The sequence below is a fragment of the Laceyella sacchari genome, from assembly GCF_004343255.1.
Taxonomy (GTDB): Bacteria; Bacillota; Bacilli; order Thermoactinomycetales; family Thermoactinomycetaceae; genus Laceyella; species Laceyella sacchari.
This window is the reverse complement of the sequence record NZ_SMDD01000001.1, coordinates 1348062-1361612: the sequence shown is the minus strand read 5'-3', so window position 1 is coordinate 1361612 and position 13551 is coordinate 1348062. Positions and strand designations below refer to the sequence as shown.

At 44.6% G+C, this 13551-nt stretch carries 12 protein-coding genes; 6 read left to right on the top strand and 6 right to left on the bottom strand.

The genetic code is table 11. From position 1 onward, the window contains the following. Positions 1 to 53 precede the first annotated feature (53 nt). Both EDC32_RS06550 and EDC32_RS06545 read left to right on the top strand, forming a co-directional pair. Complete coding sequence (locus EDC32_RS06550; protein WP_132220660.1) at positions 54 to 1808, top strand: cell wall-binding repeat-containing protein; 1755 nt, start codon at positions 54 to 56, stop codon at positions 1806 to 1808. Positions 1809 to 2236: 428 nt separating this feature from the next. After that, the gene (locus tag EDC32_RS06545) at positions 2237 to 3676 is read left to right on the top strand and encodes an AAA family ATPase (RefSeq protein WP_132220658.1); all 1440 of its coding nucleotides are present in this window, start codon (positions 2237 to 2239) and stop codon (positions 3674 to 3676) included. 744 nt (positions 3677 to 4420) lie between these two features. Here EDC32_RS06545 and EDC32_RS06540 read toward each other — a convergent pair. Together EDC32_RS06540 and EDC32_RS06535 are read right to left on the bottom strand one after the other, a co-directional pair. Then, positions 4421 to 5050 (bottom strand): LysE family translocator, encoded by a 630-nt coding sequence (locus tag EDC32_RS06540; protein WP_132220656.1) that lies wholly within the window; start codon positions 5048 to 5050, stop codon positions 4421 to 4423. A gap of 85 nt (positions 5051 to 5135) precedes the next feature. Next, positions 5136 to 5759: an FMN-binding negative transcriptional regulator gene (locus EDC32_RS06535; protein ID WP_132220654.1), complete on the bottom strand. Its 624-nt coding sequence runs from the start codon at positions 5757 to 5759 to the stop codon at positions 5136 to 5138. A 133-nt stretch (positions 5760 to 5892) separates the two neighbouring features. Between EDC32_RS06535 and pdxR the strand changes: the two genes are divergently transcribed. After that, a complete protein-coding gene (pdxR, locus tag EDC32_RS06530; protein ID WP_132220652.1) occupies positions 5893 to 7275 on the top strand; it encodes a MocR-like pyridoxine biosynthesis transcription factor PdxR in 1383 nt (460 codons plus the stop codon). 89 nt (positions 7276 to 7364) lie between these two features. On the opposite strand, the gene EDC32_RS06525 is transcribed toward pdxR, so the two are convergent. After that, positions 7365 to 7970, bottom strand: coding sequence for a tetratricopeptide repeat protein (locus EDC32_RS06525; protein ID WP_054096406.1), 606 nt, complete (start codon positions 7968 to 7970; stop codon positions 7365 to 7367). A 228-nt stretch (positions 7971 to 8198) separates the two neighbouring features. Between EDC32_RS06525 and EDC32_RS06520 the strand changes: the two genes are divergently transcribed. Beyond that, the gene (locus EDC32_RS06520) at positions 8199 to 8645 is read left to right on the top strand and encodes a hypothetical protein (RefSeq protein WP_132220650.1); all 447 of its coding nucleotides are present in this window, start codon (positions 8199 to 8201) and stop codon (positions 8643 to 8645) included. A 35-nt stretch (positions 8646 to 8680) separates the two neighbouring features. On the opposite strand, the gene EDC32_RS06515 is transcribed toward EDC32_RS06520, so the two are convergent. Next, positions 8681 to 9091: a GNAT family N-acetyltransferase gene (locus tag EDC32_RS06515; protein ID WP_158283256.1), complete on the bottom strand. Its 411-nt coding sequence runs from the start codon at positions 9089 to 9091 to the stop codon at positions 8681 to 8683. Positions 9092 to 9299: 208 nt separating this feature from the next. Between EDC32_RS06515 and EDC32_RS06510 the strand changes: the two genes are divergently transcribed. Then, on the top strand, positions 9300 to 11342 hold the full coding sequence (locus tag EDC32_RS06510; protein WP_132220646.1) for a hypothetical protein: 2043 nt from the start codon (positions 9300 to 9302) through the stop codon (positions 11340 to 11342). Between the two features lie 168 nt (positions 11343 to 11510). Further along, positions 11511 to 12674: an iron-containing alcohol dehydrogenase gene (locus tag EDC32_RS06505; RefSeq protein WP_132220644.1), complete on the top strand. Its 1164-nt coding sequence runs from the start codon at positions 11511 to 11513 to the stop codon at positions 12672 to 12674. Between the two features lie 145 nt (positions 12675 to 12819). Here EDC32_RS06505 and EDC32_RS06500 read toward each other — a convergent pair whose 3' ends face one another. Together EDC32_RS06500 and EDC32_RS06495 are read right to left on the bottom strand one after the other, a co-directional pair. After that, positions 12820 to 13167, bottom strand: coding sequence for a TipAS antibiotic-recognition domain-containing protein (locus tag EDC32_RS06500; RefSeq protein ID WP_132220642.1), 348 nt, complete (start codon positions 13165 to 13167; stop codon positions 12820 to 12822). Next, a complete protein-coding gene (locus EDC32_RS06495) occupies positions 13148 to 13516 on the bottom strand; it encodes a MerR family transcriptional regulator (protein ID WP_158283255.1) in 369 nt (122 codons plus the stop codon). The genes EDC32_RS06500 and EDC32_RS06495 overlap by 20 nt, the downstream gene beginning before the upstream one ends. Positions 13517 to 13551: the final 35 nt, after the last annotated feature.

The following is a 13551-nucleotide window of genomic DNA, read 5'->3' as shown; positions in this document are numbered from 1 at the left end:
ATCTTGATTTCACGAATTAATTATATGAAATCAACTTTTTAAAAGGAGATGACATGGAGAGAATGAAGAGGCAAACCAAAAAAATCTTCCTTCTCACCGGTTTAGCTTTAACCGTCGGAAGTTTGCTGGTTGTTCCGCCCTCTTTTGCCCAGACCAACCCTCTGCCACGCACAGAGACCGAGATGACGCAACAACAAAAATTCAAACAAAGCTTGGACCGAATGATGATTCAGCGCGCAGAATCTCTTGCAGATCCTTCTACCGCTGAACCTTATACGGACCCAGTCGAATACAAGGGAGAAGTGAATGAAGGCATCCTTCATATCTACCGCTTCCAGACCGTCACCGAAGGAACAATCAACCTTGACATTAAGACCGGTTTCGAGCGCTTGAATTACTATATTTCGTCAGAATGCGAAGAGGGACAAGAAGATTGCCCAACAAATTTCTATAAAGACGGGGACACGCTCCCTGCCGGGAAATATGCGTTGTTTATTAAAGAAGATTTTTTGAATGATCAGGATCCCCGTGATGATTATGTCAATAAACCATATCATTTTGTCATCAGTGGGTTGACATTCGCCGGACGGCCGGATACCACCTTGCCGTTGCTGAACATCACCAGTCCTGCTGAACAGCGAGAGAGGTTACCTCTCGGCAGCACTTCCATCACTTTCACAGGCGAAACGAATGCCACCAAGGCATATGTTCACTATATGGAGGATGGGGAAATAACCATTTCCGGCAAGTTTTCATTCAGGCTTGGTAAGGAAGAAGCGTCTTATGGTGGCGTCTACTTTTATGCCTATAATGCAAACGGCAATATGTTGAGCATCGATTATTATCCCTTGTTTCCTGAGTTTCAGCGAATCGGCGGCAAAGATCGTTACGAAGTGGCTGTCAACAGCAATATAGCCATGGTGAAAGCATTAGAAAAAAATGTCCACGACGGATTTGATCCCACCGGGCGCACCATCGTTATCTCCAGTGGCACCCAATTTGCTGATGCGCTGGGAGCGGGGGCATACGCGGCCAATAAAGTATATTCCTTCTTTTTGACCCCCTCTGCCGGATTAACACAACAAACGATAGACCGCATTCGTCAACTCCAACCGAAGCAAGCGGTCATTGTTGGGGGAACCTCATCCGTATCTACCAATGTTGAAAAACAATTGCGTGATCTCTCCATTGGAGTGAGCCGGATTGACGGCAAGGACCGCTATGAAGTGGCGACTGAGATCGCCGGCAAATTTAACTCCTCCGGAGATACTGCCCTCATTGCCAGTGGTCAGGACTTTGCCGATGCTTTGTCGGTCTCAGCAGTGTCGGGACGTCATAACATGCCCTTATTGTTGACCACAGCACAGAGTTTACCGGCCTCGGTGGTCACTTTTTTAAAGAATCATCCCAACTACACCAAGTTCGTGATCGTTGGGGGCCCCGGCTCTGTGTCCGATAACGTCGCTTCCCAGTTGGCTGCATTCGGAAAAGTGACACGAATCGGCGGCAAGGATCGTTACGAAGTGGCTGTCAATGTGGCGAAATACTTCAAATTGGAGCCACACCACTTTCTGGTCGCCCGGGGAGATGTCTTCTCTGACGCATTATCTATCACTCCGCTGGCCGCGTTTGTCTACTACGGCGGTGCTTCTCCGATCTTGCTGACCACGACGACCGCATTGCCGCCAGTAGTGGAGCAATACCTAAACGAAAATCGCTACTCCTTGCTCAGAGGCTATGTGGGTGGGGGACAAGCATCCGTACCATTGGAGATTGAGAAGAAAATCAAAGAGATGTTATCGCCTTAAGGTGTCTGACACTTTCATTGTCAGATAGAAGCGAGGGTAACGGTTTTTCCGCTACTGGCCACTAGACATCCTTTGAAATAAAAGCCTGCTGAACATTTCAGCAGGCTTTAGCCCAAATAGATCATAGCCAAAGGAAGAAGTATTATCTTTCTGTTTGGCTAGGTAGGTTGATAGTTGCCTTAAGGTGTAGATTATATTTTTATTGCTTCACATTGGCTAATTGGGAAAAGGTTATTTGTTACTTCTAACAGCCAATGGGTTTACCTGACACGCCCTTGTATATACTAACGGAGGGATAGTTCATAGAAAATTGATAATTATATATAATGTTATTTAGAATGCATGATATATATGATGTAAGCATTAGTGAGGGTTGATTAAGTTTGAGGTCTATTAATTTAAATTCCTATGTAGATGCCTTTAAAACGTTGAATCAAGAACAATTTAAAAGGTACCTTGATTATTTTGGTATCCAAGTCAAGAAGCAGGAGAGTGCTGATATTTGTGTGTTTGTCAACGAAATGCTAGGCAAGGGTGTATTTTCTAACCAGTTAAGTAATTTCTTTGTAAGCTACTCAATTCCTCAAATATCGAAAGAGTTTGATCTGTTGCGGTTTGGTGATAACTACACCTTAAATATAGAGATTAAACACAGTAGTAGTGAGGAACGGATAGCAAAACAGTTGACACAGAATAATTACTATCTAAAAACATTAGACACACCAGTCGTTATTTACGCTTATGTCGTTCAGACTCATAACGTATTTACATTGGACGAAAATGAACATCTCAAAAAAACAACCCTTGAAGAACTGGTAGCTGCCATCAACGATCAACAACACAAAAAGATTGATAACATTAATGCACTTTTTAAACCAAGCGTTTACTTAGTTTCACCTTTAAATTCAACAGAGAAGTTCATAGCTGGAAGTTACTTCCTTAATGGTAATCAGTCAGAGGTGAGGACGGATATTATCAAAATGTTTGCCGAAAATTCGGTTCCTTTTATTGCAATCGAAGGGAAACCAGGGACAGGCAAAACATTACTAACTTACGATATTGCTAAGTATTATATAGACCTAGGATGGAACGTCTGTTTATTTCACTGTGGATATCTTGCTGAAGGGCACGAGATTTTGCGTGACAAACATTCTTGGAACATCTCACCAATCAAGGACATTTATCATGTTTTAGAACAACCAATAACGTACGATTTGATTATTGTTGATGAAACCCAGAGGATTTACACCGAACAGTTAGAAACAATCATCAAGTATGTTACTGATAATAAAATGAAATGTATTTTTTCTTACGACCCTGAGCAGGTAATTTCTTTTTCCGAATCCAAACGCAATACTGTCGGGAAAATCGAACAATTAACTCATAAAAAGTATAAACTTTCTGAGAAGATAAGGACGAATAAGGAGATTGCATCCTTCATTACTAACTTATTTAACAAGAATAAAAGTAACCCTAATATAGAATACAAAAACATCCATCTTCAATACTTTGATTGTTCAAACTCCTTACGTCACTATCTCGAACAGTTAAATGAGGACGGTTGGGAAGTGATCAACTATACTACTTCCAGCTTTTATAAGTTAACATACGATCAGTATCAAGTAGGAACTCGAAACGCGCATCTTGTTATAGGACAAGAATTTGATAAAGTTGCGGCTGTTATTAATCAACATTTTTATTATGATGATCTGGGATTTCTCTGGGCTAGAAGTGAACCAGGAGCACCTCCTTATCGGTTAGACAAAATGCTGTACCAAATACTGACGAGAGCAAGGCAGGAGATTGCTATAGTAGTTTATAAAAACAAGCCCATGTTAGAGGCTTGTTTGAAAATATTGGGTAAATAAACTTGCGCTCTCTTCAAGAACTTAATGACGTTATAATGAAGAGACTTCTTATTTAGAAGTCTCTGCTTTTTTAACTATTCATGTGTCATTTTATATAAATTCTGTCTTTTGATTAGGAGTTTTCTGACTCATCTGTATCTAGATGGTGATTGATCAACGAAACAAGATGAGGTTGGGAGATGACGCTGATTTGCTTAAAAGAAGTGAGGGATGACACTATATCGGAGGTCTACCATATCCTTTAGTGCACTAAAAAGTCTGTGAACCTCCTGGGGTTTTTGCATTATGAGCGGTTCACAGATTATTTTGGTTTTTGATATAATGAACATGCTTGAAATGACTGAAGTTCACATACGGGTTTTAGTTGTAGCCATAGTGGTATTGAAACAATGAACGGTTGAAATCCTTGTATTTAGCGCACTTGTTTTAGTTGTAGCCATAGTGGTATTGAAACCTGACATTTTACCACATGTCAAAAAACCAATGAACAGTTTTAGTTGTAGCCATAGTGGTATTGAAACTCGTTTTTCGTTTTCTCTATTCTCGCGAACTCCAGTGTTTTAGTTACAGCCATAGTGGTATTGAAACTTCCGTTGGCTGTTCGAGGACTTCATTTGAACAAGGTTTTAGTTGTAACCATAGGTATTAAAACCCATGACCCCGCCATGTCTAACATGAATAAACGAAAAAAGCCCGATTTCAAAGAGAAATCGGGCTTTTTCTCATTTGATTAGATTTACATGCTTACGTTTTGCTGGGGCTTGCAAAAGAGGAGAATATCCCTAGAGCAAGATATAAATAGCCAGTGATCCGATTCTGCAATCTTGAACTCACTTGAATTCGTTTCATTATACTAGCGGCAAGAATGGCATACAGGCCATCACTGATCAATGCCAGGATAACAAAGATCGTTCCTAACAGAACAAATTGTACGGTGACGGATCCGGCAGAAGGCGATATGAATTGTGGAAAGAAGGCTAAAAAGAAGAGGGCTGTCTTAGGGTTCATTATTTCGATAAGTGCGGATTCACAAAAAATCTTGCAAGCTGATTTGCGAGTCCCGCTTTGCTTTTCCGAAGTCGTCAGATCTGTTGTAGAAAATAACGTTTTGCATCCCAAATAGATAAGATAAGCAGCGCCTAGGTATTTCACGATATTAAACGCGGTTGCGGAAGTCATGAGAATCGCGGAAACGCCAATCGCTCCAGCTAAAACGTGAACTGCACCGCCCAGAGAGACACCCAGAACGGATACCAGGTCCGCTTTCTTTCCTTGATCTATACTTCTGGCCATAATATAAAGCACTGCTGGTCCGGGTATGATTAATAAAGTCGTGGTAGCTATGATAAATAACCATATAGTTGAAAATGGCATATACTCATCTCCTCATTGTTTTTTAACGGGATTCCTCCTGGACACTGAAAACAAATCAGAATAATGGAACGAATATACAAATTATTCAAACAAACAAGTTTCTGCGTTGTTTGCGCATCCACTGAGCGAGTTCTCTTTCCACGGGTTCATTCGATTTTTCTAGCTCTGCAACAATCGCTTGATAATCGGTGTGGTTGCGATTCTGGCTCAATTTGGCTGCTCCTTGAATGGAGGTGATTTCAATTTCAAAACCGACGATCCCTTTCATTTGACTCTTAAGAAATACTGGCTCAAACGTATCCCAGAGTCGGCCATTTTCTCGATGAGCCTCATAGCGTTTGAGCATATGTTCCAAAGCCGATGCCAGCTCGTTATCCGTGATGATCCGCGATGTTCCATAAGCATGGACTGTTACATAGTTCCATGTAGGTACATCTTCAGACGCATACCAACTTGAAGAAATATAGGCGTGAGGCCCTTGGAAAATAAGTAACACATCCTTATTATTTTCCAACGTTTTTTTCTGCATGTTGCCGGATGCAATGTGCCCCGTCGCAAATACTTTTTCTTCCACTTCACGAATTTCTACAGGAATATGTGTAGCTAGGGGACGATGGCCATCGGCAGTAATCAAGATGGCAAACGGGTAAGACTTCATGATTTGAATTGCCTCATCATGATCGATACGATATTTCTTAGGAATGTACAAGAGAAATCATCCCTTTCCCAGTAATGAATAGTAACCATATGGTCAATATGAGTTGGTAAAAAAAGATTACTACACAAGCTGACATATCAAAAGGTACAATAACGGGAAAATATACATGTCAGAAGGGATAAGGATGAGAAATATTATTTTTCCATTCAAAGATCATTTGCCCAAATACAAACAAATCTACGATGAGATTAAATTGCTTATAGAACAAGGTGACATAAAGGCAAATGAGCAATTGCCTTCTATTCGTCAACTGGCAGATTCCTTAGATGTGAGCCGCAATACAACATTAATGGCATATGAGCAACTCATTGCGGAAGGTTATATTCGTGGAGAGAGTCGAAAAGGATATTTTGTCAATGCGTTGGAACCTCTTTTGCATGAAGAAGTCTCCGACGCTTTAAATGCTCACCAGAAAACAGAGATAGCGCCATCTGTTCGTATTGATTTTCGCGCAGATGCGATCGATCAACAGCATTTTCCTTTAAAGGCATGGAGAAGGATCGCTAATCAGGTATTAACAGCAAAGGACGTCTATCGGTATGGGGACCCCTTTGGCGAATTATGCTTGCGTAAGCAAATCGCGGCATATATTCTCCAGTCACGGGGAGTGAAGGCAGATCCAAATGCCATCATCATCGGCAGTAGTACACAACAAATGCTTGTATACCTTGGACACATATTGAAGGATGAGTTCGAACGGATAATCGTTGAAGACCCTGGTTTTGACGGTGCCAGAAAAGCGTTTCAATTCCATCGTTTCCATTTTGAAACGTTGCCAGTTTATGAAACAGGTGCCGACCTTTCAAAATTGGAACATATGAAATCACGATTAATCTATGTAACCCCTTCGCATCAAAGCCCTTTGGGAGTAAGCATGTCTATTCAGCAACGACACAAGCTGATTCATTGGGCAAATCAGGTGCGAGGGTATATTATCGAAGATGATTATGACAGTGAATTTCGCTATACACAAAAACCATTTCCTGCGCTTGCCTCCATCGATGCAACAAGAGTTATCTATTTAGGGAACTTCTCGAAATCATTTCTTCCAGGAATCCGATTAAGTTATATGGTGTTGCCGCAACCTCTGTCAGATCGTTATAAAGAACGATTTGGCCTCTTCGAAAGTACGACTTCGCTTCTCAGCCAGCTCACCATGGCTAAATTTATGGAAGATGGGGAATGGCATCGCCATCAGAAGCGCATGCGTTTAGTTTATAAGCGAAAAATGCAACTGTTAGTATCTGCATTAAGAGATGCGTTTGGGCCTCATCTGTCCATTATTGGCGAGCAGTCAGGTTTATACGTATTAGTCAAAGTACACTTGAACCATTCAGAAGAATGGTTAATCGAGCGTGCTTTCTCCCATGGTGTGAAAGTGTATCCCACCTCACGCTATGTTGTTCACAACTATCCAGATAAACCAATGATTAAACTCGGCTTCAGCAGTCTTTCTTTTGATGAAATCCAGTATGGTATAGAGCTTTTAAAAAGAGCCTGGTTGTAAATCAAGCCATGTTGTTCACAACTTTGATCCCGCAACCGGGTCTGTTTGCGGGATCTGCAAGTCATGTGTCAGCAAAAAAGCGGGAAAGGTCATTCAGTTGGAGGAAGGATTTTCTTCAACATATCCTTTGCCGAGTGCATACCGGTCGCCGACAAATGGCGAAGAAGGTGCTCGGCTTGTTTCACATCGGGGGCAATTCCTTCCCCATTTAACAGGCGGATGATCCAGTCATACAGGGCATCTGTGTCGCCTTGTGCAATGGCTCGTTCATACCAAAGGCGACCTTCTTGTTCATCTCGTGGGAGGTATTCCCCATCTAACAAGAGGGAACCCATTTCCCACATTGCCTTTGTTTCTCCAGCTTCTGCCGCTTGCCGCAAGAGTTTTTTGCCAGTATCTATATCTTGAGCAATACATGCTTCTCCGCAGACCATTCGCCAGCCCCATTCATACATCGCTTGTGGATTTCCTGACTCCGCAGCTTGCCTTAACCAGCGTTCACCGGCTACTTCCTGAGAATATGTGCGTGAATCCATCCTTAGGCTACCAACAGTCGCCGCTTCGTTGAGCAAAGCGACACCGATTTCACACATCAGTTTTTCTACATGATTTGGCAGGTGTTTTCGTAGATATGCTTCTACGACTCGCTCCATTTCTTCGTCGGTCAGATTTGTCGCGTTTACTTCGTTATGCATTGCTAAACCTCCCCATTCGGCATGTCATCAGTACAATCTTCTTTTATTTACCCAGTAGCGAGAAGGGTTAAAAGAGGGGCAATGGATCACTTGAAAAAAAGGTACGATATTGTATTAGAATGGAATCAAGTAATTTGATGATTTCATTGGAGATGCTATATGAATCAGTTATTATCGCACTTTCTAATAAAATTGGATGAAACCCCTACTCAAAGAAGGAGGTGTGAGATGGAGAAGAAAAAAGCCAAGGTTGGGACACCATGGCATCTTTGGCTCGTAGGAGTATTCTTTGTCTTTCTCAATGCTTGCGGAGTTTATGATTACTTTATGATGCTAGGACATGATCCGGCTTATTACCAAATGAACAAGCACGGAGAGGCCGTTGTTGCGTATTTTACTGATTATCCCATTTTGTTTAATGTTTTTTGGGCCGTTAGCATCAGCAGTGGTCTGATTGCATCCATCCTCCTTTTAGTTCGCTCTCGTTGGGCGGTTCCGGGGGCGCTGATTTGCTTTGTTTCTTTAATTTGCTTAGATGTTTTGACGTTTGCATTGAGGGATCGTTGGCATGTGTTCGGGCCATGGTCAGCACTGTTTGACATTATCATCCTGCTCATGATGTATGTTCTTTTCTTATATAGCCAGAAAATGGCCAAAATAGGCGTGTTAAGATGATGAATAAGTTGTCGAAGAGAGAGCCGGGTGGTTGTTCACCGGCTCTTTGACGTCATGTCAACATACGTCCCATTTACCAGCAACGAATCATTTTGCAGACTTTCGATCATAAATCCTTGCTTTTGATAAAGGTGCAATGCCCGTTCATTGTGGGTTATCACGGTGAGACCAAGTCGGTGGATCTGTTGCTCTCGCACCCATGATTCCCCAAGTTTAAGCAATTTTGTGCCCCACCCCTGTTCGCAACAAGATTGCAAGAGGCCTATAGCGATGGTGGCAGCATGCCGGTTGCGGCGCATGTAGCCACGGCACAATCCCAAGTGACCTGAAATGCGCTGCCACTCACATGCCCTCCGAATCGCCCTCCAATATTTGTTGAAGCCGGATTTCTTGCTGTTGACGGGACAGGATTCGTTCACCCGGTTCAAGCAAAAAGTTTGTTTCACGGTCCAATTACTCAAAGAAGGTAAACAGCATGTCAGCATCAGTGTGATTAACTGGACGGATATGCAAGATGAACGGATCTCCTTTCGAAATAGGGGTGAAAACGCCACTATCATAACATAAAAAGAGAGGGAACAAACGAAGGTTGCTTATTTGAGCCCAGCATAGTTGAAGCGATGAGACTCATAATATGTGGTATGTGTGCCATACATGCGTAGCAGGAATCATGCGAAAACGATTGAGTGTGAGGAGCGGAACCGCCAGATGCAAGGTCATGTCATTTATCAGTTGGGCGATTTTCCACCTTTTCCCGGTGAAACGGATGACACGGGTCGGTTTAACCGAGCGATTCGGGCGATGGCCCCAGGCGGGATGTTATTTGTTCCCGCCGGTCGATACGCGGTGAAAGAAATCACGGTGACCAAGTCTATTTCCCTATGGTTTGCCGAGGGAGCCTGGGTAGAGGCGAGTGATCGGGAGACGGCGTTTTTATTTCAGTTTGCGGGGGAGAAAAGCGCTGACGGCTATCCCTTGCTAAGAGAGGTGAAACGGGGGGATTGTGCGCTTTATCTTCCGCCGTCCGCCGCTCGTGACATAAAGGCGGGGGATGTGATTTGGCTGAGCGATGACAGCGCTCGCCCGTCTGATGGACAACAAGAGATCAACTGTGAAGTGCATGAAGTCGCTGAGATTGAGTGCCTGGAGCGGGAGTTGCTGGGTGATACGGTGGAGGGCGCTGGGGTACGGGGCTGGAAGAGCTGGGAGGAATCCCCTTCCGGCCCTCGTGGTACCACGCTGATTTGTTCTGAGCCGATCCCGGTTGAAGCCGGGCGATGCTACCGATTAGAAGTGTCCGCTAAGCACAACCTCTCCGATCATGGAGCCAGCGGAAGTTGTTATGTGGAATGGGTAGGGAAGCAGGGAGAAATGATTGCCCGCTCAGATGTGATCTCTTTTTTATACAAGGGTTGGCATGTCCATCAGGGTTGCAATTGGGTTGCCCCCCGCGGAGCTACATGTGCCCGGATTTTCCTCCGGTTGCCCTCGGAGCAAGCTGTCCAATCCTGCTCTTTATCGGTGGAAAAGATTTCGTTTAAAGAAGTGTTTACCAAACTGACGGTGTGTGATTTTATCAGGCTGCCCAAACGGGTGGCGCGGGTTAATGTGGTGAAGATCACCCCGCTTATGCATTGTCGGGTAGTCAATTTTCGTTATCGTTTACAGCAAGGTGCGTCCAAAGGTTTCGGTATATTGGCCCAACAAGTGCGTCACTTTCATGTCAATGGTTTGTACGCTGAACAGGGAGTAGAATCAGCGATTCAAGTGCGGCGCAGCATGGATGTAACTGTGGAAAATTTTATGATCCTGCCTCCGCAACGCCTCGGCTCAGGGCAGGGATATGGCGTCCAGTTTTTCGGTGGCAATCTGGGAGTGGTGGTGCGCAATGGGTATGCTTGCCGCACCAGGCACGCGGTGGACCTGGACAGTACATTTGACGCGGTGGTGGAAGGGGTGACCGATATGGAGGGGCGCGGCGTATCATTCTTGCTCACCCATAACGGATGGGGAGGAGATATGGTGTTTCGCCATTGTCGGTCGCTTTGCTCCGGCTCGTCGGGATTTGTGGCCGAAACCCAAGGAGCAACCAATCCTTATGACTTGACGCATCCCAACATTCATATCATCGACTGCACCTGGCAACGGGATGTCAGACCCGGCAATGGATTGTGTTATGGCTTTGGTGTATGGTTAAAAGCGCCGGTGTCAGGCAGGATTGAGCGCTTCACGGCCGAAACGGGAATGGGCGTGCAGGATGTCGAGGAGATGGATAATGCGGCGGTGCGCCTCCTGCCAGTTGGAAATCAATTACATGTCTGTGATGTGTCGGCAAGAAGCTTGCGTCGTGGATTGGTTATTGCTCATCCGCATGTAGCCGATGAAACGGAACCTGATCGATATATTTGCGTGGATCGTATGGCTGTGCAGCATTGCCAATCAGCCATTTATGTAAATGGGGGGTGGGGCAAGCGCTTGTACTTGCGTGACCTCACCTTGGATCAGGTGAAAAATTACGTCGTAGAGGGGAATCAGACAGGCAGCTATGAAGCCTTTGTGATGGAGCGCGTGTCAATCACCAATTCTCCGTCAGTAAAGCTTTTCCAATCCGGTCCTACGCCAAGGCCTGGTTCAGTGGTGCGCGGCTGGATAAGAAGAGTGTGGCGGGATTGGATGTCCAAAGTTGTAAAGCGTTGAAGCCTTAGGGTGATTTAAAGGGAGAATCAAGCGGTTGCTCCCTTTTTGTTATTGTGAATATAGTAAACAAGTTTGTTTTGCAAACAAAACATTCGATAAAAACTTGACCATTCGATATAATAACTAATGAGAGGTACATAAATATCTACTAAAAGAGGTGGCAGGACCTTGCAAAACTTCGTTTTTCATAATCCGACCAAGCTGATTTTCGGTAAAGATACACTCCCAGCCTTAAAAGAACAGGTTCCACAATATGGAACCAAGGTATTGCTGGTTTACGGTGGAGGAAGCATCAAGCGAAATGGCATTTATGACAAGACGATCAATCTGTTAAAGGAAATCAATGCGGAAGTGTTTGAGCTACCAGGTGTCGAGCCAAATCCTCGCTTGTCCACGGTGCACAAAGGGGTAGAAATCTGCAAAAAAGAACAAATTGATTTCTTGTTGGCCGTCGGGGGCGGAAGTGTAATTGATGCCACCAAGGCCATTGCCGTTGGAGCGAAATATGACGGGGACGTTTGGGAAATCATCACCAAACAAGCAGTGCCGTCGGCGGCGTTGCCATTTGGAACAGTGCTCACGTTGGCTGCGACCGGTTCGGAAATGAACAGTGGATCGGTGATCACCAATTGGGAAACGAAAGAAAAGTTGGGTTGGGGCTCTCCGCTGGTGTTCCCACGGTTTTCTATCTTGGACCCCACCCACACCTTTTCGGTACCGCGCGACCAAACGGTCTATGGGATTGTGGATATGATGTCACATGCGTTGGAGCATTATTTCAGCCTGGCGCCCAACGTTCCATATAATGAACGCATGGTTGAGTCGCTGTTAATCACTGTGATGGAAGAAGGAAGCAAGCTGGTTGAGGACTTGGAGAATTACGAGCTACGCGAAACCATCCTCTTTTGCGGCACCATGGCCTTAAATGGTGTATTGTCACAAGGAATGTCCGGCGACTGGGGTACGCATGGCATTGAACATGCGGTGTCGGCGGTTTATGACATCCCGCATGGTGGCGGGTTGGCCATTATTTTCCCCAACTGGATTCGTTATAACTTAGATAAGGCATTGCCCAAAATGAAACAGTTGGCGATCCGCGTCTTCCAAGTGGATCCAACGGGCAAAACGGATCGTGAGATCGCGGAGGAGGGTATTAACCGCCTGCGGTCTTACTGGAACAGCATTGGGGCTCCCAGTCGATTGGCAGATTATAACATCGATGACAGCCAATTGGAATTGATGGCTGAAAAAGCCGCTGGGGACGGCACCGTCGGTCGCACCTACCCAGTGGGGAAAGCAGACGTGTTGGAAATTTTGAAAATGAGCCTCTGACCACGCAAAGGGATCATCCTCCGGACATGCTGGGGGGTGATCTTTTTGCTTGCTTAGGGGAATTTGGGATAATGAAGGTGAGTCGAGTGAATACCTTTCCAAAGAAAAACCTCCCTGAATCAATCAGAGGAGGTCGATTGTCATTTTAATACCATTTTAATCCCAGATGGTTTATCGCTTCGCCAATATATCGGAAGCACTCTGGATCACCGCAAGTTTGAGTGGCCACTTCGGGATTTTGATATTGCTTTTGAAGCGATTGGAAAATTTCTTTATTTCCACCTGTGAACATTTGGACTAACTCATGCCAACGTTTTGCCAACGCCAGAACAGTTGGGTCAGTCGGAGGCGTTCCTTTGTCCATCTCTACCCGCACTTTGGCAATCAATTCTGGCCATTCCTTCTCAACGGATTGAATTGTTTCTTCGCCAAACATTTCTCTTCTTTTTTTCAGATATTCCATCTGCTCTTCATTAAAGTGCTTTTCTGTCATTTTCTTGTCGACTCGTAAGGGCACGTTCCAAATTGGCCAGTTGTTGATAAAGCTCCTGTTGGGTCCGAATTTGCTCTTCTACTCGTTCTCGATGCATACGAACCAGCTTTAGTGGAATAAGCTTTCCGCTTGCAAGGATTTGTTTAATTTCCTCCAATGAAAAGCCGAGTTGCCGCAGCGATAAAATTTGTTGCAACCGGAGCAAATCTTGATAAGTGTAAAGACGGTGTCCTGTTTCGGTGTATTCAGTGGGCTTCAACGGACCTAACTGATCATAGTACCGCAACGTGCGCACGGTGATGCCTGTTTGTTTGGCCAACTCTCCCACTTTCCAAACTTGTATTGCCACTGGGGTAGTCTCCTTTCGAGTGACTGATTTGAATG

Coding starts and splice junctions, on each gene's coding strand:
- pdxR (WP_132220652.1), top strand. CDS start 5,893: ATGAGAAATATTATTTTTCCATTCAAAGATCATTTGCCCAAATACAAA.
- EDC32_RS06550 (WP_132220660.1), top strand. CDS start 54: ATGGAGAGAATGAAGAGGCAAACCAAAAAAATCTTCCTTCTCACCGGT.
- EDC32_RS06520 (WP_132220650.1), top strand. CDS start 8,199: ATGGAGAAGAAAAAAGCCAAGGTTGGGACACCATGGCATCTTTGGCTC.
- EDC32_RS06525 (WP_054096406.1), bottom strand. CDS start 7,970: ATGCATAACGAAGTAAACGCGACAAATCTGACCGACGAAGAAATGGAG.
- EDC32_RS06540 (WP_132220656.1), bottom strand. CDS start 5,050: ATGCCATTTTCAACTATATGGTTATTTATCATAGCTACCACGACTTTA.
- EDC32_RS06500 (WP_132220642.1), bottom strand. CDS start 13,167: ATGACAGAAAAGCACTTTAATGAAGAGCAGATGGAATATCTGAAAAAA.
- EDC32_RS06510 (WP_132220646.1), top strand. CDS start 9,300: ATGCGTAGCAGGAATCATGCGAAAACGATTGAGTGTGAGGAGCGGAAC.